At 56.0% G+C, this 26,164-nt stretch carries 22 protein-coding genes and 1 pseudogene; 12 read left to right on the forward strand and 11 right to left on the reverse strand.

All coding sequences use genetic code 11. The features are described from left to right. The first annotated feature begins 2 nt into the window (after positions 1–2). The 7 genes from mhpC (at position 3) to MY052_RS10845 (ending at position 6,362) form a co-directional block, all read left to right on the forward strand. Entirely contained in the window at positions 3–869 is an 867-nt protein-coding gene (gene mhpC / locus MY052_RS10815) for a 2-hydroxy-6-oxonona-2,4-dienedioate hydrolase (protein ID WP_248538788.1), read from the forward strand. 9 nt (positions 870–878) lie between these two features. Next, positions 879–1,682 carry a 2-keto-4-pentenoate hydratase gene (gene mhpD, locus MY052_RS10820; protein WP_248538789.1) on the forward strand — a complete coding sequence of 268 codons (804 nt, stop codon included), beginning with the start codon at positions 879–881 and terminating at the stop codon, positions 1,680–1,682. Beyond that, positions 1,679–2,629, forward strand: coding sequence for an acetaldehyde dehydrogenase (gene mhpF, locus MY052_RS10825; RefSeq protein WP_248538790.1), 951 nt, complete (start codon positions 1,679–1,681; stop codon positions 2,627–2,629). Before mhpD ends, mhpF begins: the two co-directional genes overlap by 4 nt. Next, complete coding sequence (gene mhpE / locus MY052_RS10830; protein ID WP_035893165.1) at positions 2,626–3,639, forward strand: 4-hydroxy-2-oxovalerate aldolase; 1,014 nt, start codon at positions 2,626–2,628, stop codon at positions 3,637–3,639. The genes mhpF and mhpE overlap by 4 nt, the downstream gene beginning before the upstream one ends. Positions 3,640–3,753: 114 nt before the next feature. Beyond that, positions 3,754–4,974, forward strand: a complete 1,221-nt coding sequence (gene mhpT / locus MY052_RS10835) for a 3-(3-hydroxy-phenyl)propionate transporter MhpT (RefSeq protein WP_248538791.1) — start codon at positions 3,754–3,756, stop codon at positions 4,972–4,974. Between the two features lie 102 nt (positions 4,975–5,076). Next, positions 5,077–5,943 carry an aldo/keto reductase family oxidoreductase gene (locus MY052_RS10840; RefSeq protein WP_035893168.1) on the forward strand — a complete coding sequence of 289 codons (867 nt, stop codon included), beginning with the start codon at positions 5,077–5,079 and terminating at the stop codon, positions 5,941–5,943. Between the two features lie 11 nt (positions 5,944–5,954). Beyond that, positions 5,955–6,362 (forward strand): GFA family protein, encoded by a 408-nt coding sequence (locus tag MY052_RS10845; protein WP_248538792.1) that lies wholly within the window; start codon positions 5,955–5,957, stop codon positions 6,360–6,362. Between the two features lie 124 nt (positions 6,363–6,486). On the opposite strand, the gene azoR is transcribed toward MY052_RS10845, so the two are convergent. Next, positions 6,487–7,089, reverse strand: a complete 603-nt coding sequence (gene azoR / locus MY052_RS10850) for an FMN-dependent NADH-azoreductase (RefSeq protein ID WP_035893172.1) — start codon at positions 7,087–7,089, stop codon at positions 6,487–6,489. A gap of 199 nt (positions 7,090–7,288) precedes the next feature. Here azoR and hrpA point away from each other — a divergent pair, with 199 nt between their 5' ends. Next, positions 7,289–11,191 (forward strand): ATP-dependent RNA helicase HrpA, encoded by a 3,903-nt coding sequence (gene hrpA, locus MY052_RS10855; protein WP_248538793.1) that lies wholly within the window; start codon positions 7,289–7,291, stop codon positions 11,189–11,191. Positions 11,192–11,255: 64 nt separating this feature from the next. Here the strand turns inward: hrpA and MY052_RS10860 are convergent, their stop codons facing one another. From MY052_RS10860 to MY052_RS10885, 6 genes and pseudogenes are all read right to left on the reverse strand, one after another. After that, a complete protein-coding gene (locus MY052_RS10860) occupies positions 11,256–11,915 on the reverse strand; it encodes an O-methyltransferase (protein WP_035893175.1) in 660 nt (219 codons plus the stop codon). A 21-nt stretch (positions 11,916–11,936) separates the two neighbouring features. Further along, positions 11,937–13,313, reverse strand: a complete 1,377-nt coding sequence (locus MY052_RS10865) for an efflux transporter outer membrane subunit (RefSeq protein WP_248538794.1) — start codon at positions 13,311–13,313, stop codon at positions 11,937–11,939. After that, the gene (locus tag MY052_RS10870; protein WP_035893177.1) at positions 13,310–14,395 is read right to left on the reverse strand and encodes an HlyD family secretion protein; all 1,086 of its coding nucleotides are present in this window, start codon (positions 14,393–14,395) and stop codon (positions 13,310–13,312) included. Before MY052_RS10870 ends, MY052_RS10865 begins: the two co-directional genes overlap by 4 nt. Positions 14,396–14,419: 24 nt before the next feature. Beyond that, positions 14,420–16,071: pseudogene (locus MY052_RS10875) on the reverse strand (MFS transporter). Next, positions 16,071–16,502 (reverse strand): MarR family winged helix-turn-helix transcriptional regulator, encoded by a 432-nt coding sequence (locus MY052_RS10880; RefSeq protein ID WP_035893180.1) that lies wholly within the window; start codon positions 16,500–16,502, stop codon positions 16,071–16,073. The pseudogene MY052_RS10875 and the gene MY052_RS10880 overlap by 1 nt, the downstream one beginning before the upstream one ends. Positions 16,503–16,706: 204 nt before the next feature. Then, a complete protein-coding gene (locus MY052_RS10885; RefSeq protein ID WP_123652142.1) occupies positions 16,707–18,029 on the reverse strand; it encodes an MFS transporter in 1,323 nt (440 codons plus the stop codon). 360 nt (positions 18,030–18,389) lie between these two features. On the opposite strand from MY052_RS10885, the gene MY052_RS10890 reads away from it, so the two are divergent. Further along, on the forward strand, positions 18,390–19,184 hold the full coding sequence (locus tag MY052_RS10890; protein WP_248538795.1) for a YdcF family protein: 795 nt from the start codon (positions 18,390–18,392) through the stop codon (positions 19,182–19,184). A 27-nt stretch (positions 19,185–19,211) separates the two neighbouring features. On the opposite strand, the gene MY052_RS10895 is transcribed toward MY052_RS10890, so the two are convergent. Next, entirely contained in the window at positions 19,212–19,739 is a 528-nt protein-coding gene (locus MY052_RS10895; RefSeq protein WP_051910734.1) for a hypothetical protein, read from the reverse strand. Between the two features lie 224 nt (positions 19,740–19,963). On the opposite strand from MY052_RS10895, the gene aldA reads away from it, so the two are divergent. Next, positions 19,964–21,409, forward strand: coding sequence for an aldehyde dehydrogenase (aldA, locus tag MY052_RS10900; RefSeq protein WP_123652144.1), 1,446 nt, complete (start codon positions 19,964–19,966; stop codon positions 21,407–21,409). A 142-nt stretch (positions 21,410–21,551) separates the two neighbouring features. On the opposite strand, the gene MY052_RS10905 is transcribed toward aldA, so the two are convergent. The 3 genes from MY052_RS10905 to gap all read right to left on the reverse strand — a co-directional run bounded on the left by MY052_RS10905 (position 21,552) and on the right by gap (position 24,489). Continuing rightward, positions 21,552–22,604, reverse strand: coding sequence for a bifunctional transcriptional activator/DNA repair enzyme AdaA (locus tag MY052_RS10905; protein WP_248538796.1), 1,053 nt, complete (start codon positions 22,602–22,604; stop codon positions 21,552–21,554). Next, positions 22,588–23,364: an isocitrate lyase/PEP mutase family protein gene (locus MY052_RS10910; RefSeq protein ID WP_202217916.1), complete on the reverse strand. Its 777-nt coding sequence runs from the start codon at positions 23,362–23,364 to the stop codon at positions 22,588–22,590. Before MY052_RS10910 ends, MY052_RS10905 begins: the two co-directional genes overlap by 17 nt. A 123-nt stretch (positions 23,365–23,487) precedes the next feature. After that, on the reverse strand, positions 23,488–24,489 hold the full coding sequence (gene gap / locus MY052_RS10915) for a type I glyceraldehyde-3-phosphate dehydrogenase (RefSeq protein WP_248538797.1): 1,002 nt from the start codon (positions 24,487–24,489) through the stop codon (positions 23,488–23,490). A 226-nt stretch (positions 24,490–24,715) separates the two neighbouring features. Here gap and cybB point away from each other — a divergent pair, with 226 nt between their 5' ends. Together cybB and leuE are read left to right on the forward strand one after the other, a co-directional pair. Continuing rightward, positions 24,716–25,243 (forward strand): cytochrome b561, encoded by a 528-nt coding sequence (gene cybB / locus MY052_RS10920; protein WP_123652148.1) that lies wholly within the window; start codon positions 24,716–24,718, stop codon positions 25,241–25,243. 70 nt (positions 25,244–25,313) lie between these two features. After that, positions 25,314–25,952: a leucine efflux protein LeuE gene (leuE, locus tag MY052_RS10925; RefSeq protein WP_202217918.1), complete on the forward strand. Its 639-nt coding sequence runs from the start codon at positions 25,314–25,316 to the stop codon at positions 25,950–25,952. Positions 25,953–26,164: the final 212 nt, after the last annotated feature.

Raw genomic sequence — 26,164 nt, forward strand, 5'->3', positions numbered from 1 at the left:
TAATGACCTATCAACCACAAACCGAAGCGGCAACCAGCCGTTATCTCAACGTTGAAGAAGCCGGGCAGATGCTGCGTATCCACTATAACGACTGCGGGCAGGGCGATGAAACGGTTGTGCTGCTGCACGGCTCCGGCCCAGGTGCGACCGGCTGGGCGAACTTCAGCCGCAATATCGACCCGTTAGTGGAGGCGGGCTACCGCGTACTGCTGCTTGACTGCCCGGGCTGGGGGAAAAGCGATTCGATCGTCAATACCGGTTCTCGCTCTGATTTGAACGCCCGCATTCTGAAAAGCGTAGTCGATCAGTTAGATATTCAGAAAGTCCACCTGTTGGGTAACTCAATGGGCGGCCACTCGGCGGTGGCGTTCACCCTGACCTGGCCTGAACGGGTGGGCAAACTGGTGCTGATGGGCGGCGGTACCGGCGGTATGAGCCTGTTTACCCCAATGCCAACCGAAGGGATCAAACTGCTGAACGGCCTGTACCGCGAGCCCAATATCGACAACCTCAAAAAGATGATGAGCATTTTCGTTTATGACACCAGCGACCTGACCGAAGCGCTATTTGAAGCACGCCTCAACAATATGCTGTCGCGCCGCGATCACCTTGAGAACTTTGTTAAAAGCCTGGAAGCGAATCCGAAGCAGTTCCCTGATTTTGGTCCACGTCTGGGCGAAATTAAAGCGCAGACGCTGGTGGTCTGGGGCCGCAACGACCGTTTTGTGCCGATGGATGCGGGTCTGCGACTGCTCTCGGGTATTAACGGCTCTGAGCTGCATATCTACCGTGACTGCGGTCATTGGGCGCAGTGGGAACATGCCGACGCGTTCAACCAACTGGTGCTGAATTTCCTCGACCGCGCGTAAGGAGCCGAAATGTCGAATTACTCTCTGGAAACGCTGGCGCAGAACCTGCGCGAGGCGGAGAAAAATGGTCAGGCGATTGAGCCGTTGCGCGAGGTTATCGGCCTTGATAACGCCGAGGCGGCGTATGCCATCCAGCGCATTAACGTTGAGCACGCTGTGGCTCAGGGGCGCCGCGTTGTCGGTCGCAAAGTGGGATTAACCCACCCAAAAGTGCGGCAGCAGTTGGGCGTCGACCAGCCGGACTTCGGCACGCTGTTTGCCGACATGTGCTATGGCGATAACGAAACCATTCCGTTCTCCCGCGTCCTGCAGCCGAAAATTGAGGCCGAGATTGCGCTGGTACTGAACCGCGACTTACCGCATGCCGACACCACGTTTGATGAACTGTACAGCGCGATTGAGTGGGTGGTTCCGGCGCTGGAAGTGGTGGGAAGTCGCGTACGCGATTGGTCGATTAAGTTTGTTGATACCGTGGCCGACAACGCCTCCTGCGGCGTGTACGTGGTCGGCGGCCCGGCGCAGCGCCCGGCGGCGTTGGATCTCAAGAACTGCGCCATGAAAATGACCCGTAACCATGAAGAGGTCTCCAGCGGCCGCGGCAGTGAATGCTTAGGACATCCGCTGAACGCCGCAGTCTGGCTGGCACGCAAAATGGCGAGCCTGGGCGAGCCCTTACGGGCGGGCGATATTGTGTTAACCGGTGCGCTGGGGCCGATGGTTGCCATCAATCCTGGCGACCGTTTTGACGCGGTTATCGAAGGTATCGGTTCAGTATCTGCGACGTTTTCAGCGCTAGAAGGAAGTCAGTCATGAGTAAATGTAAAGTCGCCATCATCGGTTCAGGCAATATCGGCACCGACCTGATGATAAAAATTCTTCGTCACGGTAAACATCTGGAAATGTCGGTGATGGTGGGGATTGACCCGAATTCCGATGGTCTGGCCCGCGCCAAACGCCTCGGCGTTGCCACCACTCACGAAGGGGTGAAAGGGCTGATGGCGATGCAAGAGTTTGCCGATATCGACATCGTCTTTGATGCCACCAGTGCGAGCGCGCATGTGAAAAATGACGCGGCGCTGCGTGCGGCGAAGCCCGACATCCGTCTGATTGACCTGACGCCAGCGGCCATTGGCCCGTACTGTGTGCCGGTGGTAAACCTCGACAAAAACCTGACCCAGGGCAACGTCAACATGGTGACCTGCGGCGGGCAGGCCACGATTCCGATGGTGGCCGCCGTTTCTCGCGTGGCAAAAGTGCACTACGCGGAGATTATCGCCTCTATCTCCAGTAAATCTGCTGGCCCCGGCACGCGCGCCAACATTGATGAATTCACCGAAACCACCTCGCAGGCGATTGAAGTAGTGGGCGGTGCGGCGAAAGGCAAAGCCATTATTATTCTGAACCCGGCCGAGCCGCCGGTGATGATGCGCGACACGGTATACGTGCTGAGCGAAGCGGCTTCACAAACCGAGATTGAAGTATCAATTGAAGAGATGGCCGCAGCGGTACAGGCGTATGTGCCGGGCTATCGCCTGAAGCAAAAAGTCCAGTTTGAAGTCATTCCGCAGGATAAACCGGTCAATATTCCGGGCGTCGGTCAGTTCTCCGGCCTGAAAACGGCCGTTTATCTGGAAGTGGAGGGGGCGGCGCACTACCTGCCAGCCTATGCTGGCAACCTCGACATTATGACTTCCGCGGCGATGTCGACCGCAGAAAAAATGGCCCAAACGCGGGTGAACGTGGCAGGAGAAGTCGCATGAACGGTAAAAAACTCTATATCTCTGATGTGACTTTACGTGACGGAATGCACGCGATCCGCCATCAGTATTCCCTTGATAACGTCCGCCAGATTGCCAAAGCGCTGGACGACGCCCGGGTGGATTCCATTGAAGTGGCGCACGGCGACGGCCTGCAAGGCTCCAGCTTTAACTACGGTTTTGGCGCGCACAGCGACGTGGAATGGATTGCGGCAGCGGCGGAAGTTGTGCAGCACGCCAAAATCGCCACGCTGTTGATTCCGGGCATCGGAACGCTGCATGACCTGAAAAACGCCTACCAGGCCGGTGCGCGCGTCGTGCGCGTGGCCACACATTGTACGGAAGCGGATGTTTCCGCACAGCACATTGCCTATGCCCGTGAGCTGGGGATGGACACCGTTGGCTTTCTGATGATGAGCCACATGACCACGCCGGAAAACCTCGCGAAGCAGGCGAAGCTGATGGAAGGCTACGGCGCAACCTGCATCTATGTGGTGGACTCGGGTGGTGCGATGAACATGAATGATATCCGTGACCGCTTCCGCGCACTGAAAGCGGTGCTGAACCCAGACACCCAGACCGGGATGCACGCGCACCACAACCTGAGTCTGGGCGTTGCCAACTCACTGGTGGCGGTGGAAGAGGGCTGCGATCGCATCGATGCCAGTCTGGCCGGAATGGGGGCGGGTGCCGGTAACGCCCCGCTGGAGGTCTTTATCGCCGCCGCAGACAAACAGGGCTGGAACCACGGCACCGACCTGTACTCGCTGATGGCTGCGGCAGACGAACTGGTGCGTCCGCTACAGGACCGTCCAGTACGCGTCGATCGTGAAACGCTGGCGCTGGGCTATGCGGGTGTCTACTCCAGCTTCCTGCGCCACAGTGAAGTTGCCGCCGCGCGTTATGGTCTCAGCGCGGTCGATATTCTGGTTGAACTCGGCAAACGCCGCATGGTGGGCGGTCAGGAAGATATGATCGTTGACGTGGCGTTGGATCTGAAAGCCAAAGCATAAGCCTGATAACGATCCGGTCGGCAATGTACCGCCCGGACAACTGGCAAAGGAAAATAATGCGGCCGACCAGGTATCGGCCGCCTTTTCATCTGCACTCTACAAGAAGGTCGCACTATGTCGAATGTCACCAACGTGTCCTCCGTACCGAAAAACTCCCGCCTGATGTTAACCGTCGGGCTTTGCTTTTTAGTTGCCCTGATGGAAGGGCTGGATTTACAGGCCGCGGGCATTGCGGCAGTAGGTATCGCCCAGGCGTTTGGCCTGGATAAAATGCAGATGGGCTGGATTTTCAGCGCCGGAATCCTTGGGCTCTTGCCCGGCGCGCTTGGCGGTGGAATGCTGGCCGACCGTTATGGTCGCAAAAAAGTCCTGCTTGGTTCGATGGTGCTGTTTGGCCTGTTTTCAATTGTGACCGCGCTGGCATGGGATTTTCACTCGCTGGTATTTGCTCGTTTGATGACGGGTGCAGGGCTTGGTGCGGCGCTGCCAAACCTGATTGCCCTAACGTCTGAAGCCGCTGGCCCCCGTTTTCGCGGTACGGCGGTGAGCCTGATGTACTGCGGCGTACCGATTGGTGCGGCAATGGCCGCGGCGATGGGGTTTAGCGGCCTGACGCAAGCCTGGCAGACCATTTTTTGGGTCGGCGGCGTGGTGCCTTTGCTGTTGGTTCCGCTATTAATGTCCCGTTTGCCGGAGTCGCAGGCGTTCAGCAGCCAGCAGCAGAAATCACCCGCACCGCTGCGGGCTATCTTTGCTACCGGTACCTCTTCCGCCACGCTGCTCTTATGGCTGTGCTATTTCTTTACGATGCTGGTGGTCTACATGTTGATCAACTGGCTGCCCATGCTATTGGTCGATCAGGGCTTTAGCCGTCCACAGGCTTCTGGCGTCATGTTTGCGCTGCAAATCGGCGCCGCTTTGGGCACCCTGATGTTGGGGGCGCTGATGGACAAACTCAGCCCTCTCAAAATGTCATTGCTGATTTATTGCGGCATGCTGGCGTCGTTGATTTCATTGGGGGCCGCGAGCTCTTTCAGCGCCATGATTGCCGCCGGATTCGTTGCCGGAATGTTCGCGACCGGCGGGCAGAGCGTGCTGTATGCGCTGGCACCATTGTTCTATCGCACCGAAATCCGCGCCACCGGTGTCGGTACTGCCGTTGCGGTAGGGCGTCTGGGGGCGATGAGCGGACCGCTGCTGGCGGGTAAAATGCTCGCGTTGGGTACGGGCACCGTCGGTGTCATGGCCGCTTCCGCGCCGGGTATTGTGCTGGCGGGCGTGGCGGTGTTCTGGCTGATGAACCGGCATCAGCGCCGAGAGTCGGTAGCGCGGTAAACGGCATTTTTTTGCGTTTATGGCATAAAAAGCACAGTCATACCGGGAAAACCGTTCCTATACTGTCGGTCACATTCATCATGATGATACAGGCAGGACGTTATGACCCGTTACACTACGTTTTCCCTTGGTTCTCAATTTGTGAATCGCCTCGGTTACGGGGCGATGCAGCTGGCGGGGCCAGGCGTATTTGGTCCACCGAAAGACCGACATGCCGCCATCTCCGTGTTACGCGAAGCGCTGGCGCTCGGCGTCAACCATATCGACACCAGCGACTTCTACGGCCCACACGTCACTAACCAGATTATTCGTGAAGCGCTGCATCCTTATGCCGACGATCTGGTGATCGTGACCAAAATTGGGGCCCGTCGTGATGATAAAGGCGGCTGGCTGCCGGCGTTTTCCGCCGAGGAATTAAAGCAAGCGGTGCACGATAACCTGCGCAACCTCGGGCTTGATGCGCTGGATGTGGTGAATATGCGTGTGATGATTGGCGACGGTCATGCTCCGTGTGAAGGCTCTATTGAAGCCAGCGTTAGCGTACTCGCCGAGCTGCAACAGCAGGGGCTTATCAAGCATATTGGGGTCAGTAACGTTACGCCAACGCAGGTGGCCGAGGCACGCAAAATCGCCAATATTGTCTGCGTGCAAAATGAGTACAACATTGCCCACCGCCGCGATGATGAACTGATTGATACGCTGGCGCGCGACGGTATCGCCTATGTGCCTTACTTCCCGCTGGGCGGTTTCTCACCGCTGCAATCTTCCGCGCTGAATGAGGTCGCCAGTTCGCTGAACGCCACGCCGATGCAGGTGGCGCTGGCCTGGCTGCTGCACCGTTCGCCCAATATTCTGCTGATCCCCGGTACTTCTTCAGTCACGCATCTGCAGGAGAATATGGCTGCGGGTCAGTTGACCTTACCTGAGGATGCGCTGGCGACGCTCGACGGCATTGCGGCTCGCGCATAACGGGAGGCTTAATGAGCGACAAACGTTCCGCCCAGTGCCACTGCGGTGCGGTGGCTTTCACCGTTGTGCTTAGCGATGGACTCAATACCGCCCGCCGCTGCAACTGCTCCTACTGCCGTATGCGCGGTGCGGTTGCGGTTTCTGCGCCGTTGTCCGGCATCGAGATTCTACGCGGGCGGGATAAATTGACGGAGTATCGCTTTAATACTGGCGAAGCCGTTCATTTTTTCTGTTCGGTGTGCGGGATTTATACCTTCCATCAGCGGCGCTCGAATCCTCAGCAATACGGGATTAACGTTGCCTGTCTCGAGGGCGTTTCGCCGTTTGATTTTGCCTGCGTGGAAGTTCATGACGGTATTCACCATCCGAAAGATGGCGGCGGTGGCATAGCGGGATATTTACGCTTCGACAAAAAGTAGCCCAGACGAGGCGGTACGGCGACTCTGGGGGGCTCGGAGCCAGTCCCGGCGGCGCTGCGCTTGGCCGGGCTACAAAAAACAAAAACCCTGCTTATGAGCAGGGTTTTTGTATTGCTGAGGGCGATTACGCTACCAGGCTGTCGATCGCGGCTTTTGCATCAGAGGTCGCTTTGGTGGCCACTTCTGGACCGTAAGCGATACCTTCGGCGAAGACCACGTTCACGTCGGTGATCCCGATGAAGCCCAGGAACACGTTCAGGTATGGGGTGATAAGGTCAGTTGGGCTATCTTTATGGATGCCGCCGCGGCTGCTCAGGACGATAGCGCGTTTACCGGTGACCAGACCTTCTGGACCTTTTTCGGTGTAACGGAAGGTTACGCCAGCGCGGGCAATCAGGTCGAAGTAGTTTTTCAGCTGCGTTGGGATGTTGAAGTTATACATCGGCGCGGCGATAACAATGACGTCGTGGGCTTGCAGTTCAGCAATCAGCTCGTCAGAGAGCTTCAGCGCTTCCTGCTGACGTGGGGTCAGTGGGGAATCGCTTGGGCGCAGCGCGCCGACCAGTTCGCCATCCAGCACCGGGATTGGATTGGCAGCCAGATCGCGGACGGTGATTTCGTCAGCGGAGTGCTTTTCACGCCACTGTTCAACAAAATAGTCGGACAGCTGACCTGATTGAGAGTAGCCTGCCAGGATGCTGGATTTCAGAACTAATACTTTGCTCATAGGTAATTCCTTATATTTGATTGACGGGCGATGCCCTGTTGCTTGCTGACACTTTATTCACAATCCTGCCACAGAGATAGCGCAATATATCGAATCCTATATTCAGTTTTTTTGAACAAGGCTCGAAATGCGCAAGTGTGGTATGCTATGACGATTCTTTATGAGAGCTTTTCCCGGCAGTGCGCTGCCCAATAAGACTATGACAGAACAACAAAAAATCACCTTTGCGATGCTCAGTCAGCGCCTTGACGCGCTGACTCTGCGGGATAAACAGCGCTTTGCCCGCCGATTACACGGCGTTAAGAAGGTTAAAAATCCTGAAGCACAACAGGCCATTTACCAGGAGATGGCGCAGGAAATTGAACAGGCAGCCGGTAAGGTTGTGCTGCGTGAAGCGGCGCGTCCGGTGATTGAGTACCCGGAAAACCTGCCGGTTAGCCAGAAGAAACAAGACATCCTCAACGCCGTGCGTGACCACCAGGTGGTGATCGTCGCCGGGGAAACCGGGTCGGGTAAAACCACCCAGTTGCCGAAAATCTGCATGGAATTGGGGCGCGGCATAAAAGGGCTGATTGGCCATACCCAGCCGCGTCGTCTGGCGGCGCGCACCGTGGCTAACCGTATTGCTGAAGAGCTGAAAACCGAGCCGGGCGGCTGCATTGGCTACAAGGTTCGCTTTAGCGATCACGTCAGCGACAACACCATGGTCAAGTTGATGACCGACGGTATTCTGCTGGCGGAAATCCAGCAGGACCGCCTGCTGATGCAGTACGACACCATCATTATCGATGAAGCGCACGAACGTAGCCTCAACATCGACTTCCTGCTCGGCTACCTGAAAGAACTGCTGCCGCGTCGCCCGGATCTCAAGGTGATCATCACCTCGGCGACCATCGACCCGGAACGTTTCTCGCGCCACTTTAATAATGCGCCGATTATCGAAGTGTCCGGCCGCACCTATCCGGTTGATGTGCGTTACCGTCCGATTGTTGAAGATGCGGACGACACCGAGCGTGACCAGCTACAGGCGATTTTCGATGCCGTCGATGAATTGGGGCAGGAAGGGCCGGGCGATATCTTAATCTTTATGAGCGGTGAGCGAGAAATCCGCGATACCGCCGATGCGCTAAGCAAACGCGACCTGCGCCATACCGAGATCCTGCCGCTCTACGCCCGCTTATCGAACAGCGAGCAGAACCGCGTCTTCCAGTCGCACAGCGGACGGCGCATCGTGCTCGCCACCAACGTGGCAGAAACCTCGCTGACGGTACCGGGCATCAAGTATGTGATTGACCCAGGCACGGCGCGTATCAGCCGCTATAGCTATCGCACCAAAGTGCAGCGTCTGCCGATCGAGCCGGTTTCTCAGGCTTCCGCGAACCAGCGTAAAGGCCGCTGTGGTCGCGTATCGGAAGGTATCTGTATTCGTCTGTATTCCGAAGATGACTTCCTGTCGCGCCCGGAGTTTACCGACCCGGAAATCCTGCGTACCAACCTGGCGTCCGTTATTCTGCAAATGACCGCGCTGGGTTTGGGCGACATCGCCGCGTTCCCATTCGTCGAAGCGCCGGATAAACGCAATATTCAGGACGGCGTGCGCCTGCTCGAAGAGCTGGGCGCTATCACCACCGATGAACAGGCAACGGCCTACAAGCTGACGCCACAGGGCCGCCAGCTCAGCCAGTTGCCGGTCGACCCGCGTCTGGCGCGCATGGTGCTGGAAGCGCAGAAACACGGCTGCGTGCGTGAAGCAATGATTATCACGTCGGCGCTCTCTATCCAGGACCCGCGTGAACGTCCGATGGACAAACAGCAGGCGTCCGATGAAAAGCATCGCCGCTTCCACGACAAAGAGTCAGATTTTATGGCCTTTGTGAACCTATGGAACTACCTCGGCGAGCAGCAAAAAGCGCTATCGTCAAACCAGTTCCGCCGCCAGTGCAAGCTCGATTTCCTTAACTACCTACGCGTGCGTGAGTGGCAGGACATCTACACCCAGCTTCGCCAGGTGGTGAAAGAACTGGGTATTCCGGTAAACAGCGAACCGGCGGAGTACCGTGAAATTCATATTTCACTGCTGACCGGTCTGCTGTCGCACATCGGGATGAAAGATACCGACAAGCAGGAATTTACCGGTGCGCGTAACGCGCGCTTCTCCATCTTCCCGGGCTCAGGGCTGTTTAAGAAGCCGCCTAAATGGACGATGGTTGCCGAACTGGTCGAAACCAGCCGCCTGTGGGGGCGCATTGCCGCGCGTATCGACCCGGAATGGGTAGAGCCGGTGGCGCAGCATCTGATCAAACGTTCCTACAGTGAACCGCACTGGGAACGGGCGCAGGGCGCGGTGATGGCGACCGAGAAAGTCACCGTCTACGGCCTGCCCATTGTGGCCGCGCGTAAGGTTAACTACAGCCAGATTGACCCGGCGCTGTGCCGCGAGCTGTTTATCCGCCACGCGCTGGTGGAAGGCGACTGGCAGACGCGTCACGCCTTCTTCCGCGACAACCTCAAGCTGCGCGCTGAAATTGAAGAGCTGGAAAATAAATCACGTCGCCGTGATATCCTGGTGGATGACGAGACGATGTTTGAGTTCTACGACCAGCGCATCAGCCACGAAGTGATTTCCGCGCGCCATTTTGATAAGTGGTGGAAGCAGGCGAGCCGTGAAACGCCGGATCTGCTCAATTTCGAAAAGAGCATGCTGATTAAAGAAGGGGCGGAGCAGGTCAGCAAGCTGGACTACCCGAACTTCTGGCATCAGGGCAACCTGAAGCTGCGTCTTACCTATCAGTTCGAGCCGGGAGCCGATGCCGATGGCGTAACGGTGCACATTCCGCTGCCGCTGTTAAACCAGGTGGAAGAGGCCGGTTTTGAGTGGCAGATCCCGGGGCTGCGCCGTGAGCTGATTATCGCGCTGATTAAATCGCTGCCGAAACCGGTGCGCCGTAACTTTGTGCCTGCGCCGAACTACGCCGAAGCCTTCTTAGGCCGCGCCACGCCGCTGGAACTGCCTCTGCTGGATTCGCTGGAGCGTGAACTGCGGCGGATGACCGGCGTTACCGTCGACCGAGAAGCCTGGCAGTGGGATCAGGTGCCCGATCACCTGAAAATCAGCTTCCGCGTGGTGGACGATAAAAACAAGAAGCTTCAGGAAGGACGCTCACTTCAGGCGTTGAAAGATATGCTGAAGGGAAAAGTACAGGAGACGCTATCGGCGGTCGCCGACGACGGTATCGAGCAAAACGGGCTGCATATCTGGAGCTTTGGTGACCTTCCGGATCGCTATGAGCAGAAGCGCGGCAATTACAAGGTGAAAGCCTGGCCGGCGCTGGTGGACGAGCGTGACAGCGTGGCCATCAAGCTGTTTGATAACCAACTGGAACAGCAGCAGGCAATGTGGCGCGGCTTGCGCCGTCTACTGTTGCTGAATATTCCGTCGCCGATTAAGTATCTGCACGAGAAGCTGCCGAACAAGGCAAAACTGGGGCTCTACTTCAACCCGTATGGCAAGGTGCTTGACCTGATTGACGACTGTATCTCCTGCGGCGTGGACAAGCTGATCGACGAGGCGGGCGGGCCGGTGTGGAGCGAAGCGGGCTTCGCTGCGCTGCACGAAAAGGTGCGCGCTAATCTCAATGAAACGGTGGTGGAGATTGCCAAACAGGTTGAGCAAATTCTGACGGCGGTGTTTAACATCAACAAACGTCTGAAAGGCCGCGTGGACATGACCATGGCGCTGGGGCTGTCGGACATTAAGGCGCAGATGAACGGCCTGGTATACCGTGGCTTCGTTACCGGCAACGGTTTCCGTCGCTTGGGCGATACGCTGCGTTATTTGCAGGCGATTGAAAAACGTCTGGAAAAAATGGCCGTTGACCCGCACCGCGACCGCGCGCAGATGCTGAAAGTGGATAGCGTCCAGCAGGCCTGGCAACAGTGGTTGAACAAGCTGCCACCATCGCGTCGTGAAGATGATGATGTGAAGGAAATCCGCTGGATGATTGAAGAGCTGCGCGTGAGCTTCTTTGCTCAACAGTTGGGTACGCCGTATCCGATTTCGGATAAACGTATCCTGCAAGCGATGGAGCAGATTGTCGCCTGATCCCGGCGGCAAATTAGCTGTAGCCCGGGCGAGGCGTATGCCGACCCCGGGGCTTCACCGAGGCTTACGCGTTCACCCACGCCAACGTAAACCCATCCCACCCCTTAATCCCGACCGTTTGCAGCGCCGTGACCGTCAGGCGCGGGTCGTTATGCATCATCTCAATAAACCGGCGCACGCCCTGCACGCGGGCGTCGGTGCTGTTGGGGTTGGTCACCTCACCATCGCGCACCACGTTATCGCCGATAATCAGCGTGCCGGGGCGAGAATATTTCAACGCCCATTGCAGGTAATAAGGGTTATTCGGCTTATCCGCATCGATAAAAATCACGTCAAACGGCGCGGCATCTTCAAGCGTCGCCAGTGAATCCAGCGCCGGGCCTTCGCGCAGCGTCACCACCTTATCAAGCCCGGCGAGGGTGATATTCTCCCGCGCCACGCGGGCGTGCAGCGGGTCAGCTTCGAGGGTGATTAACCGCCCGCCCGGGGGCAGTTCGCGTGCCATCCAGATGGTGCTGTACGCGCCGAGCGTTCCTATTTCCAGAACTGACTTCGCGCCCACCATGCGCATAAACAGCGCCAGCAGTTGCCCTTGATTGGCCGCCACATCGTGCGCGGGTAGTCCGTTTCGCTGGTTGTTTTCCAGCACGAGAGACAGCACGGTATCGCCGGGAATCAGGTTCTCTATCAAATAATTATCAACATCTGACCACTGTTTTTGCATTGTGACACCCCTTAGGATTTGTCAGCCTGACAGCGAAGACCAGCCGCCTCCGAGCGACCGGTAAAGATCGATTTGCGCCAGTAGCAGATTGTTTTTCACCTGCACCACGCTGATTTGTGTTGAGAACAAGGTACGCTGCGCGTCCAGCACATCAAGATAGGAAGAGTAACCGTTGTTATAGCGGTTCTGCGCAATACGCAGCGTCTCTTGCGCCACCTCTTCTTGTCCCTGGAGTTCGCTGAGCTGCTCGCCATAGCGGGTGATGGCATCGAGGCTATCGTTGACCTCTTTAAACGCGCTGCGCACCGTTTTTTCATAGCTGTACAGCGCCTGGTTGCGCTGCGCCATCGACACGTCCACCTGGGCATTCAGCGCCTGATGGTTGAGCAGTGGTGCCAGAATGCTGCCGCCGATGCTCCAGAGCCGCAGCGGGTTATCGAGCAGGTCTGGCAGGGTTCGGTCTTGTAAACTGCCTGTTGCCGTCAGGTTTATCGATGGTAGCAGTTGTGCTTTTGAGGATGCCAGACTGGCATCGGCGGCGAGCAGCTGGCGCTGGGCCTGGGTAATATCGGGACGGCGATTGAGCAGCGTAGAAGGCAGCTGCGACGGTAGCGAAAGCGGAGTCAGTTTATCAAACGCGTTGCGTTTAACGTCGCCAGGATTATTGCCAAGCAGCACGCTCAGCGCGTTCTCCTGCTGGGTGATTTGATGGCGCAGCAGCGGCACCTGAGCGCGGGTTGCGCGCAGTTCAGAATCGGCCTGCATCAGCTCAAGGCGGGAGGTGTAACCCGTTTCAAACTGTCTTTTCGCAAGCGTAAACGCCGCTTCCCGGGATTTCAGCGTCTGCTCCGTAACCTGTAGCTGTTCGTCGAGCGACAGCAGGGTGATATAGCCGACGGACACCGAAGTGGCGACCGTTAAATCTGCGGCGGCGGCGGCCGCTTTTTGTGCTTCCAGGCTTGCTTTGGCGGCCTCGGCGGCGCTGCGATTTGCCCCCCAGAGATCAACATCGTAACTCGCGGTCAGTCCGCCTTTATAGACCGTGCTGTGAATGGGCAAGCCCGTTGCGGCCGACTGTGAGCGAGCGCGAGTACCGCTCAGCCCGGCATCAAGGGTAGGGAACAGGCTGCTGTCGGCGGCGTAGGCGCGCGCCTGATATTCGTTTACCCGCTCGCGCGCAATCAGCACGTCGCTGTTGTAGCGCAGCGCCTGGTCAACGTACTGATTCAGCGCGCTGTCGTGAAAGTTGCGCCACCATACGCCCTCAACCGGTCTCGTTGGGCCAATGTCGGCGCGCCAGGCAGCAGGAATGGTCAGCGTAGACTCGGCACGCTGCACGTCGGCGGACTGACAGCCAACCAGCGCGAGGGCCAGCGCAAGGGCGACGGGGCGGATCATGGCTTCGCCTCCGCGCGGGTATCTATGGTGACCTGTACCGACATCCCCGGACGCAGTCGCTGCAGGTTTTTCTGTCCTTCATCCACGGCAATGCGTACCGGAATACGCTGGGCGATTTTAACGAAGTTGCCGGTGGCGTTATCCGGCGATATCGCGCTGAATTCCACGCCGGTTGCCGGTGAAATGCTCTGTACGGTGCCGCTGAATTTTTCGCTGTTCAGCGCATCAACGGTAAAGGTCGCGGGTTGACCAATTCGCACCGTGGCAAGCTGGGTCTCTTTCAGGTTGGCGATAACCCAATGCTGCGGTGGCACCAGCGGCGTTAAGTGCGTTCCGGCGGTGACATATGCGCCAAGCCGCACGGCGATTTGCCCAAGCTGGCCATCGGTGGGGGCGATAATGCGCGTGTTTTGCAGATCGATTTCCGCCAGCTCCAGCGAGGCTTTAGCGTTCGCCACGTCGGCTTCCAGCGAATCCCGGTTGACGATGGTGGTTTGCAGATCCTGCTTCGACATCTCCAGCGTCGCCTTCGCCTGCTCGATATCCGCGGTGCCCTGGGCGGCGCTGGCACGCGCCGAGTCACGTTCGCGAATCGACAGCGAACCGTCGGCCGTCAGATCCTGCACGCGTTTTAAATCCGCCTGCGATTTCAGATTTTGTGCGCGGGCGTTTTGCAGCGCCGCTTCATTACGCGCAATCACCGCTTCGGCGCTTTTACGCTGTTGAAGATTATTGCGTAGCGCCGCTTCCTTCATCGCCAACTGCGCCTGCGCCTGATGCACGCGCTGCTTATAGATGCGGTCATCAATCTGGAACAGCACCTGTCCCTTTTTGACCTGGTTAAAGTCCTGCACGTTAACGCCGGTCACGTAGCCGTTGACCTGCGGGCTGATAAAAGTGGTCAGGCCGCGCACGTAGGCGTTATCGGTAAACTGACTGTGGCGGGTAAACGGCGGTAGCTGCCAGGCGTACAGGACAACCAGTACGCCGACGAGACCGATGGCTGCGGCGGTAAAAATGGATACCACGCGGATATTGTTTCGGGTATTGGCCTGTTGCTTGGCCGCATCCTGCTGACTCATAACGATTCCAGATCTCTCTTGTTGTTATTTGCTGCCCGTCGCACGTTTCAGCGCGATGTGGGCGGTAATACGCAGTCTTAATAATCGCCAGAACACCCATAGCAGCGTGGCGGCAGAAATGGCTGCCGTCAGCAGATAAGTATCATTGTAGGCGAGAATATTGGCCTCCAGCGTGGAGAGGTTTTGCAGTACGGCGCTGGCCTGAACGTTCAATAGCGCGCTGTCGCCTAGCTGGCTTTGATACTGCTGGGCGTAAAGCTGTAGCCGCTCGTTAATGACCGGATTGAGGGTGGTTATCTGGTCGGCAAGCTGGCTTGAGTGAAACTTCTCTCGCCAGGTCTGAAAGGTGCCGAGGATAGCCGAACCGAGCAGGCCGCCAATGTTCTGGCTCATGCCAAACAGCACCAGAAGCTCACCAGATTACGCTGGTCGGCAATAACGCCGCCGATGCCTGCCAACATGGCGGGCGCGAGGAAAAAGGCACTGCCGAAGCCGAGCAGGAACTGGCTGAACATCAGTTGGTCAGGGCGCGTCAGGCTGGTGGACTGGCTGTCCAGCAGCGAGGCTATCATGATGAGCGTCAGTGCCGTGGCGGTGGGCCAGTAAAGTCGCCGCGGGTTGAGCGTCAGGCAACTGGCGATAATCCCGCAGGTAATACCTGCAAAAATCGACCACGCCAGCGTCGTCATCTGCTCGTTTTGCAGCCCCACGTACTGAAGCCAGCCGATAACGCCGGTATTCTGCTCCGCCAGCACGATACGGATAAGCACCATAATCAGCCCCAGGCGCAGAATACTGCCGCTGGAGAGCCACCGAGTGTTTAATAGCGGGTTAGTACGGTTATGTTCAAAGATGATGGCAGAGACAATCAGCACAATCGCCGTGGCGAGCGACCAGCCAATCCACGGCGCTTCAAACCACCATTCGAGACGCCCCAGGGACAGCACTGCGCATATCAGCGCCATACCGGGGGCCAGTAAAATAAAGGTGATGAAATCTTTCTTCTCGAACACCTTTTTACGGTCGCTCGGCGGTAGCTTAAGGGCAATAACGCAGGCGAGCGACACCAGCGCCAGGCCTAATTCAAAGAAGTAGAGTCCACGCCATTCGTCAATTTGTAACAGTTCGGTCGAGAACAGCCTTGCGATGGGAATAGCCAGCGACGAGCCGGTTATCCCAATGGTCAGCGCTTTCAGGCGGTGCTTAGCAGGCCAGGCCTGCACCTGATAATAGATCCCGAGCGAACTTAAGGCCGCCGCCACCATACCGTGGGCGGCGCGCACCATCAGCGCCGAGCTGAGGTCGTTGACGAACAGGTGAAAGAAGGTCACCAGCACATACAGCACCAGAAAGCCTTCGGTAAACGCCCGCAGACCAAACTGCTGGCGAAATTTCACCAGCAGCAGGTTAATGGAAACGTTAGTCATGACGTAAACAGCAGGCAGCCAGGCGATTTCCGTCGACCAGGCGGCAAATGAACCCTGAAGGTTTTGCAGATTCGCGGTGACGACCGCATTGCCCAACGCACCGGTGAGACAAACCAGCAGGCCGACGATGCCGTAGGCGACACGTTTTGGTGCGCTGTGAATCGGCGTTGATGGAGAGCCGAGGATCGCCGGTTTTTCGTGGGGCGCCCAGTCGTGCGGGGCGTAGGGGTCGCGACGCGGTGGAGCCATTATTTTTTCTCCACTTCGTGCAGCAACCGGGTGAGCACCCGCTGGGTAATCTCTTGTTCTTCTGGAGTAATCACCGTCAGAATCTCTTCACGCAGTTCATCCGCCACGGCTTTTACCTGGTGATAAAGCTCAAGGCCTTTTGGCGTCGCGACCAGCAGCCGCTTACGTTTATCACGCTCGGTGAGGACTCGCTCGACCAGCCCAGCCTCTACCAGACGGTTAATAAGCGGCACCACGGTGGCGCTTTCTACTCCCAACTCCTGAGCAAGTTCAGACTGCGACAGTGGCTGTTCGTTGCGCGCAATGCTGGCCACGGCGACCCATGTGGCCTGGCTCATACCGAGATCTTTCAGCCGACGGTTTACCGCCAGCCGCCAGTGATGGGCGGTGAGATAGAGGAGATGAGAAAAACTAAGCTGACGGTTATCCATAGGCGATGTATTCATGATCATTAGAGCTCTAATGATTCTACGTTCGCCGAAAACCATAATTCAAGTGAATATGAAAAATAAATGTTATCGGAAGGTGACTATTTGTTTGCTATGGGATGGGGGTGTAGGCCGGATAAGGCGGAGCCGCCATCCGGCACTAGGCTCAATGCTGCCCGATGGCGCTTCGCTTATCGGGCCTACAGATTAAATCTGACTGGTCTGCGCGTTCACCGACGCGGCTGCATTTTTACGACGGCTGGCAAAGAAAATCGCCGTCAGAGAAATCGCCACCGTCGTTGCCAGATACCAGGCCACCGGAACCCAATCGCCGTTGTATTTTGCCAGCAGACCGGTTGCAATCAGCGGCGCGGTACCGCCTGCCAGTGCAGCGCCAATCTGATAGCCCAGCGTGATGCCGGTGTAGCGTACGTTGGCGCTAAAGATTTCCGAGCACAGCGTTCCCAGCACGGCGGTAATCGGTGACCATAAAATCCCGAAAGTGATAACCGTTGCGAGGGTGATCCCCCAGGTGGTGCCGGTGTTGAGCAGCAGGAACCACGGCACGATGAACAGACCCAGCAGCACGACGCTAATGGCGTACATTCGCTGACGACCAATTTTATCCGAGAGCAGGCCCATCAGCGGGATCATCACCGTTGACACCAGCGCACCAAGCGTGACGGCTTCCAGCACCTGCGACTTCTGATAGGTCAGGGTTGTGGTGGCGTAACTCACCACGAAGGTGGAGAAGATATAGAACGGTGCGGTTTCCACCACCTTCAGGCCAGCGGCGATAATCACTTCACGCCAGTGATGGGTCAGGGTTTCGCGCAGCGGCGCTTTAGCCACTTTACCGGAGGATTTCACCTTCTTAAATTCCGGCGTTTCATCGATATCTTTACGGATCCACAGGCCAATCAGCACCAGCGCCGCGCTCATCAGGAACGGAATGCGCCAGCCCCAGGAGAGGAACTGCTCTTCGCTGAACAGCGTCATCAGCGAGACGATAAAAGTGGCCATCAGCATCCCAATCGTCACGCCCGCCTGTGGGATACTGCCGAAGAAGCCTTTACGCTTTTCCGGCGCGTATTCATAGGCCAGCAGCAGCGCGCCACCCCATTCACCGCCGATGCCAATCCCCTGAATAATACGCATCAGAATGAGTAGAATCGGTGCCCAGATACCAATCATGTCGTAGGTCGGCAGCAGACCAATCATCACTGTTGCACTTCCCATCAGCGACAGGGTTAACACCAGCGTCTTTTTACGACCGATGCGGTCGCCAATGTGAGCGAAAATAACGCCGCCAATCGGACGAATAAAGAACGTGAGCGAGAAGGAAAGGTAGGAGAGAATCAGGCCGATGACCGGGTCAACCATCGGGAAAAAGATCTTATTAAACACCAGTGCGGCGGCCGTTCCGTATAAAAAATAGTCAAACCATTCAATGGAACTGCCGGTTAGGCTAGCAATCAGGACCCTCTTATTCTTTTTCAGGATCGTGGTGCTACTTTCTTGTATTGTCATGAAGAATAACTCCCGCCACATTGGGTTAAAATCAGGTATCACCTTTTTTATGGAATGGTGCAACCTGGATTGTGAAAAAGGTTGTGTGTTTGTTAAGCAACTTAGATATGGGCGTTATCTTTGGCAAGCGCATCATTGAAATTTGTGAATAAAAACGAGCATCATTTTTGTTTTAACTGACTATTTATCCTAATTATAACGGTAGTAAATTCTGGATTGTGTTATAGAAATAGCGTTTTATTCAGGTGCAACCGCGCTGTTTTTAGATGTTTCTGGTTATTTCATAATTGTTACAAAATGGTGTGATTAACGTGAGGCCGTGCCCGCCAATTTGCACGAATGAGGAGAGTAGAGAGGACCATGAACGTGTCATATTTACCGCAGGAAACGCTGATGGCGGCCAACTTACTGGGCCGCTGGCTGGCGCAAAATGATTTTGACAGCTCGCCAAAGGCTGAGGAAACGCAGTGGGTGGTGATGGCCGGAAATGCGGTGATGCCCACTATCGATGCCGTTTGTCGGTTGGTCAGTGAAAACGGCGGTTCGCTGTTAATCAGCGGTGGTATTGGTCATTCGACCAACTTTCTCTATGAGGCGATGGCACAGCACCCGCGCTATCAAAGCATCGAAACGAACGGGGAGGCGGAGGCGACGCTGCTGGCGGAAATTGCGCACCGCTTCTGGCAGATCGCGCGAGACCGCATTGTGGTGGAAGACCAGTCGACGAACTGCGGTGAGAACGCCTGGTTTACCCGTCGGGTAATGGAAGCGCGTGGCATCCACGCCCCCAGGGTGACGGTGGTGCAGGACCCAACCATGCAGCGCCGCACTATGGCAACCTTTGCCCGCGTCTGGCAAGAGGTGGAAAACGCGCCGCGATGGTTAAGCTACCCGGGCTACGTACCGGAACTGATCAACACAGAGGAAGGCGTTGGTTATCGCCAGCCTGAGGCGGGGCTATGGCCGGTGGCGCGCTATTTATCGCTGCTGCTCGGTGAAATTCCACGCCTTCGCGATGATGCGCAGGGTTATGGACCACGCGGTAAGGATTTCATTGCTCACGTCGATATTCCTGCTGAAGTAGAGGCCGCCTGGGCACAGCTCAGCGCTGACCCGCTACTTCAACAGGTATTAGCCAGTCGTACGCTGGGATAATAGCGACCGACCGCCGAAGCGGTCGGATTAACGAAAACTCCATTGCACGGTAATAACAAAAATCGACGGTAAAATAATGCCGCTTTCGATGCCGAAATAGTCGGTGAAGTTATATTGCAACCCGTGGTAGATATACGGCGAGAAGCCCACACCAGTGATTTTTTTCGCCGTATGATAGGTGCCGGAATCCCCACAGTGGCTGAAGGCATCAAAAAAGAATTCGCCCGTATAGGCGTAAACGCCTTTAAACGTCCAACCCTCGGTGGGGCCACTGCCTTTCAACCAGTCACGGCGTACGCCTATCGAAAAACAGCGGTCATCAAAGCTGTTTTTCATCGTCCCGACCAGCAGGCTATATTTCGAATCCTCAGAAAATTTACGTTCGACGGAGAAGTAGTTGTTGTCGAATTCTTCAGTATATTGCCCGTGGTTACCCGTCAGGTGGTAGACAAACGAACCGGTATTAACGGAGTAGAGATTAATCTCATCAGCAAAGCTGAAAGTGGCCGGCAACAGGGCCGACGTAAATGCCAGAACGCCTGGGATTTTATGCATGATTGAACTCGGTAAAACCGAAATAAGAAGACAATATATTCAATGATAGTGCTTGTGCGATAAACCGTAGTTCAATCAGCACCGGGGATGAGAAAAAATTAGCGAACTATCTTTTCGTGTTGCTTCACAGAAACGGACATGACCAGTTGGAAAAGTTGCCAAAGTGTATATGTATTTAACAATATCTTTACTTGTTAACTACCTAACGCAGACAGGAGCAGGACATGACGTCACCCGTGCAACATCCGATGTATATTGATGGTCAGTTCGTCAGCTGGCAGGGCGATAGCTGGATTGATGTGATTAACCCGTCGACCGAAGAGTGCCTTTCCCGAATTCCTGATGGTGATGCCGAGCATGCGAAGCGGGCGATTGATGCCGCCGAGCGCGCGCAGCCAGCATGGGAGGCGCTGCCTGCTATCGAACGCGCTGGATGGTTGCGTAAAATTGCTGCCGGTATACGCGCGCGCGCGGCAGAAATCAGCCAGATGATTGTGGCTGAGGGTGGCAAAATTCAACAGCTGGCGGAAGTCGAGGTAGGGTTTACCGCGGACTACATCGAATACATGGCGGAATGGGCGCGCCGTTATGAAGGGGAAATACTGCAAAGCGACCGTCCTGGTGAGAACATCTTTGTTTTTAAACGTGCGCTGGGGGTTACCACCGGTATTCTACCGTGGAACTTCCCATTCTTTCTGATAGCGCGCAAGCTCGCGCCTGCGCTTATCACCGGTAACACCATCGTGATTAAGCCGAGTGAGTTTACGCCGAATAACGCTATCGCTTTTGCTGAAATCGTTCACGAGATTGGCTTGCCTAAAGGGGTCTTCAACCTGGTGCTGGGGCGTGGTGAAACCGTCGGTCAGGAGCTGGCGGGCAACCCGAAAGTGGCCATGGTCAGCATGACCGGCAGCGTCGGGGCGGGCGAGAAAATTATGGCCGCCGCGGCGAAAAATATCACCAAAGTCTGCCTTGAACTTGGCGGTAAAGCACCGGCGATTGTGCTGGACGACGCCGACCTTGAGCTGGCGGTTAAAGCGATTGTCGACTCCCGCGTCATCAACACCGGACAGGTCTGTAACTGCGCTGAGCGCGTATACGTGCAGAAAGGTATCTACGACCGCTTTGTCAATAAATTAGGTGAAGCGATGAAAGGGGTGGCATTCGGCGACCCGGCAAAACGCAACGATATTGCGATGGGGCCGCTGATTAATGCTGCCGCGTTGGAGCGCGTTGAGCAAAAAGTCGCGAAAGCCGTTTCTCAGGGGGCGCGAGTGGTACTTGGTGGCAAAGCCGTCGATGGCGCGGGCTATTTCTATCCGCCGACGCTGCTGCTGGACGTTCGTCAGGAGATGAGCATAATGCACGAAGAGACCTTTGGTCCGGTGCTGCCGGTGGTGATGTTCGATACGCTGGATGACGCTTTGAAGATGGCCAACGACAGCGATTATGGACTGACATCTTCTGTTTATACCCGGGATCTCAACCAGGCGATGAAAGCCGTACGCGGCCTGAAGTTTGGTGAAACCTATATTAACCGCGAAAACTTTGAAGCGATGCAGGGCTTCCATGCTGGCTGGCGTAAGTCCGGCATCGGCGGCGCTGACGGTAAACATGGGTTGAATGAGTATCTGCAAACCCAGATGGTCTATTTGCAAACTCAGGGTTAAGCGCTAATCCCCAGCGTACGGGTTTGTAGGCCTGATAAGCGCAGCGCCATCAGGCGATTCAGGCGCTGATTGCCAGATGGCGTCATTGCCTTATCCTGCCTACAAGACCCGTAGCCCGGCAGAGCTTCGCGACGCCGAGAACTCACCGAGCCACGATCTTTTTCTCATGCTCCAGCAACCAGCGCTTACGGGCCACACCGCCGCCATAACCGGTCATGCTGCCGTCTTTGCCGATCACCCGATGGCAGGGAATGACGATAGCAATGCGGTTAGCACCGTTAGCGGCCGCCACGGCGCGAGCGGCAGTGGGTTTATTGAGGGTTTCCGCCAGCGCCTGATAATGGGTGCTTTCCCCGCAGGGAATCTCGGCTAGCGCCTGCCAGACACGGCGCTGGAACTCACTGCCTGGCGTATCCAGCGCCAGCGTAAACCTCAGACGTTTGCCGGCGAAATACTCGGCAATCTCGTTTTCTGCCTGGCGGATATGCCCGTTTTGACCGGCAATAATGCGGGCATTCAGCAGGCGCTGGAGGTCGCTAAATTCGGTCTCGAGCATCCGGCGGTCAACAAACTCCAACAGACACACCCCGCGCTCGCTGGCGCAAACGAACATCGGCCCAATCGGCGTGGTAAAACGGTGAATGAGCAGCGTTTGCTGCGCCATCGTGGGCGAATGGCCGGTGAGTTTTTTGTAGGTGTAGCCGAAGCCGCTAAGCGACTCGTAGCCGCTATCAAAGGCGACATCCGTGGCGCTACGGCCACCCTTGAGCTCCTGCAATGCGACGTCAACTCGCTGCATACGCTGGAAAGCCTGAAAGGTAATGCCATGATGCTGTAAGAACCAGCGACGCACGCGCTCCGGGCTGATGTTGCTGTCACGCAGTCTGGCATCGCTGATGCGTACTTTAGGCGTCTGACGAACCAACGCCAACGCCTGTTCAATATAATCAGGCGCGCTACAGGCGTTTTCCGTTGGCCGACAGACTTTGCAGGGACGATAGCCTGCGTCCAGCGCCGATTTAAAATCACGGTAAAACTCGACGTTTTCACGTTTGGGCTTGCGCGCCCGGCAAACCGCAATACAGAACACACCGGTGGTTTTCACCCCGACGTAAAAGACGCCGGTGTACTCCGGCGCGCGCGCCAGCAGCGCCTGGTACCAGGTATCGCATTGGGCGCTATCGGTGACTTTCATCGTCAAAGACTCCTGCAAAGGACCGCTGATGGCGAAGCGATAACAGTAGACGGTTTAGTTGAGTTTGTAATGCACTATGTACGGCATTGCCCATGGAAATTCGACGCACGCCAAGTTCCGAAAGCGTCGCGAAATCAGCAAGACCGGGAACCGCCATCACGTTCAGCGGCAGCGCGGTTTGCCTGACTAACGCCGCAATATCCTCGGGATGGTGAACGCAGGGGACAAACAGACCATCAGCGCCATGGCTGGCATACAACGATGCTCGTGACAGTGTCACGCTTAACGCCTCTGGCATACCGAGTAAAAAGGGGTCGGTACGCGCGTTGAGAAAGAGCGAAACGCGGTGGGTCGCCAATCCCTCCCGAATGGCTTGCAGGCGCTTTGCAAAATGTTCAGCATCAAGGAGTTCGCGGCGGCCGTCGCGTACGTGGCTGTCTTCCAGATTGATTCCCGCTACGCCAAGCGCAGAGAGTTGCAGCACATTATCCACGATATCGCCCACGGATTCGGCATAGCCAGATTCAATATCAACGCTCAGTGGCAGCGTCGTCGCGGCACGGATGCGGCCCACAATATAGCGCAGCTCCGCAAACGACATCCCTTCGCCGTCAGGGTATCCTAACATGTCGGCAATGGCGGCGCTGGAGGTTCCCAGCGCCTGATAACCGGCACGCTGTGCGGCCAGGGCGCTCGGGACATCCCAGACATTCGCGATGAGCAGTGGGGCACTTTGATGGTGCAGTTGAGTGAAGTTCATGTGATTCTCCGGTTGTGTGTGCAATCGGAGTGTGTCGCAGAGCGCAAAAGGGCAGCAACCGAAAATCAGACGACCATTTTTTGCGTGGAAACGGCGGGGGCGTGATGCCGCCCGCCGGCGTGTTTACATTTTGGCGAATTTTTCCAGTACGCGAATCAACTGGGTCACAAAGCCATATTCGTTATCGTACCAGGAGACCGTTTTGACAAGCTGCAGGCCGCCCGCTTCGGTCACTTCAGTTTGGGTCGCATCGAAGACGGAGCCGAAATGCGTGCCGATAATATCGGAAGAGACAATTTCCTCTTCGGTATAGCCAAATGACTCATTGTTGTGCGCGGCGTTCTTCATCACCTGGTTCACTTCATCTACGGTGACTTTTTTACTGAGAATCGAGACCAGCTCGGTCACTGACCCTGTTTTCGTTGGCACGCGCTGAGCGTGGCCCTTCAGCTTGCCGCTTAGCGCCGGGATCACCAGACCAATCGCTTTTGCCGCCCCGGTGGTGTGCGGAATGATATTCTCCGCCGCGGCGCGAGACGCGCGCAGGTCTTTGCCTCGTGGACCATCAACCAGTGACTGCGTGCCGGTATAGGCATGGATGGTGGTCATGGTGCCTACTTCAATGCCGAACGCGTCGTGGAGGGCTTTAGCCATTGGCGCCAGACAGTTGGTGGTGCAGGACGCAACGGAGATAATCTTATCGCTGGCGTTCAGCGTATCGTCGTTGACGTTAAAGACCAGCGTTTTCATATCGCCAGCAGGCGCGGAGACCAGCACTTTTTTTGCCCCGGCATCAATATGCGCCTGCGATTTTTCCGTCGAGGTATAGAAGCCTGTACATTCGACAATCAGCTCTGCACCCTGGGCGGTCCACGGAATATTTTTCGCCTCTTTTTCAGCGTAAACGGTAATGGTTTTACCATTCACAATCAGCGCATTATCGTTGTAATCAACGCTCCACGGGAACGGGCCGTAGTTGGAGTCATGCTTCAATAAGTAGGCCAGAACTTTGGGGGAGGTCAGATCGTTAATTGCGACCACTTCATGACTGCTGGAAACTTCCAGTAAACGGCGTAGAACCAGACGACCAATACGCCCAAACCCGTTAATGCCAATTTTACTCATGGTACTCTCCTGTCAGTGATGGGTATCAGCCCAATACGCGTACGTCAGATTGACTCAATTAATAAGTGTGGATTATGTATTTCATCTGTCCAGGCTTAGTTCAGCGAGCCGGGAAGGGCAACGTTGTCGCGAAAATTTAATTTGTATCGATTTGAAAAAGTTAATGAAATTTTAATGAATCGCGGCTATTTTGCTTTTTTATGTTACTTCTCAGAGTATTTTGGCGATGAACGATAAATATTCCCGCTTACAAATTGCCATCCACTGGCTGGTATTTTTGCTGGTGGTGGTAGCCTATGCGGCGATGGAACTGCGCGGATTTTTCCCCCGTAGCGACCGCCCGGTCATCAACATGATCCATGTCTCCTGCGGGATCAGCGTGCTGGTACTGATGGTGGCGCGTCTCCTCATTCGCCTGAAGCGCCCGGCGCCGCCTATTGTGCCGAAGCCAAAGCCGATGATGACCGGGATGGCGCATCTGGGACACCTGGCAATCTATCTGCTGTTTATTGCACTGCCGCTGATTGGTCTGGTGATGATGTACAACCGCGGTAATCCGTGGCTGGCGTTTGGCCTCACCATGCCGCATGCCGCTGAGGGGAATTTTGACCTTGTGGATACGCTGAAACACTATCATGTGTTCCTCGCAAACCTCGGCTACTGGCTGATTGGCCTGCACGCGCTTGCGGCGCTGGCGCACCACTATATCTGGAAGGACAACACGCTGCTGCGCATGATGCCACGCAAGCGTTAACCTGCTTTCAACTCCCTGTTCTCTGCGCTACCATAAGTCATATATTTGACGTATGAATGGAGAGAACAGGGTGTTCGCAGATTTTGGTGTGCTTAATTACTGGACCTATTTGCTCGGGGCCATCTTTATTATTCTGGTGCCGGGGCCAAATACCTTCTTCGTACTGAAGACCGGCGTGTCGCACGGTATCCGCAAAGGATATATGGCGGCGCTTGCGGTCTTTATTGGCGATGCCGTTCTAATGTCTCTCTCGTTTGCGGGCGTCGCCACGCTGATTAAAACCACGCCGGTGCTGTTTAATATTGTGCGCTATCTTGGAGCGATTTATCTGCTCTATCTCGGCGGCAAGATGCTTTACAGCACGCTTAAGCGTAAAAATGCCGAACATGACGAAGCCGCGGAGCCGGGCCACGCCATCTTTAAGCGTGCGTTAACGTTGAGCCTGACCAACCCGAAAGCGATTTTGTTCTACGTCTCGTTCTTCGTGCAGTTTATTGATGTCCACGCGAAAACCCCCGGCCTGGCGTTCTTTATTCTGGCGCTGACGCTGGAACTGGTGAGCTTTACCTACCTGAGCTTCCTTATCGTCTCCGGCTCGCTGGTGACGCGCTATGTGAAAACGCGTAAAAAGCTGGCAAAAATTGGCAACAGCCTGATTGGCCTGGTGTTTGTTGGCTTTGCGGCTCGCCTGGCGACCCTCCAGTCCTGATAGTTCTCCTGGCCCGATATTCTTATCGGGCCAGTCTGTTTTTACTCCCATCCAAATTGCTATAACGGCATAGGCCTGTCCTACGGTCACCTCATAAACGTCTAAACTAAGAGCTCAGGGGGGAGTAAACCCGTTTGGGGCTGTCTATGCGCTTGAGCAAGTAAAAATTTAAAACATTTATTTTACATCAAAGCAATGAACTTGATAGTATA

This window comes from Kluyvera ascorbata (assembly GCF_023195735.1).
GTDB classification, from domain to species: Bacteria; Pseudomonadota; Gammaproteobacteria; order Enterobacterales; family Enterobacteriaceae; genus Kluyvera; species Kluyvera ascorbata.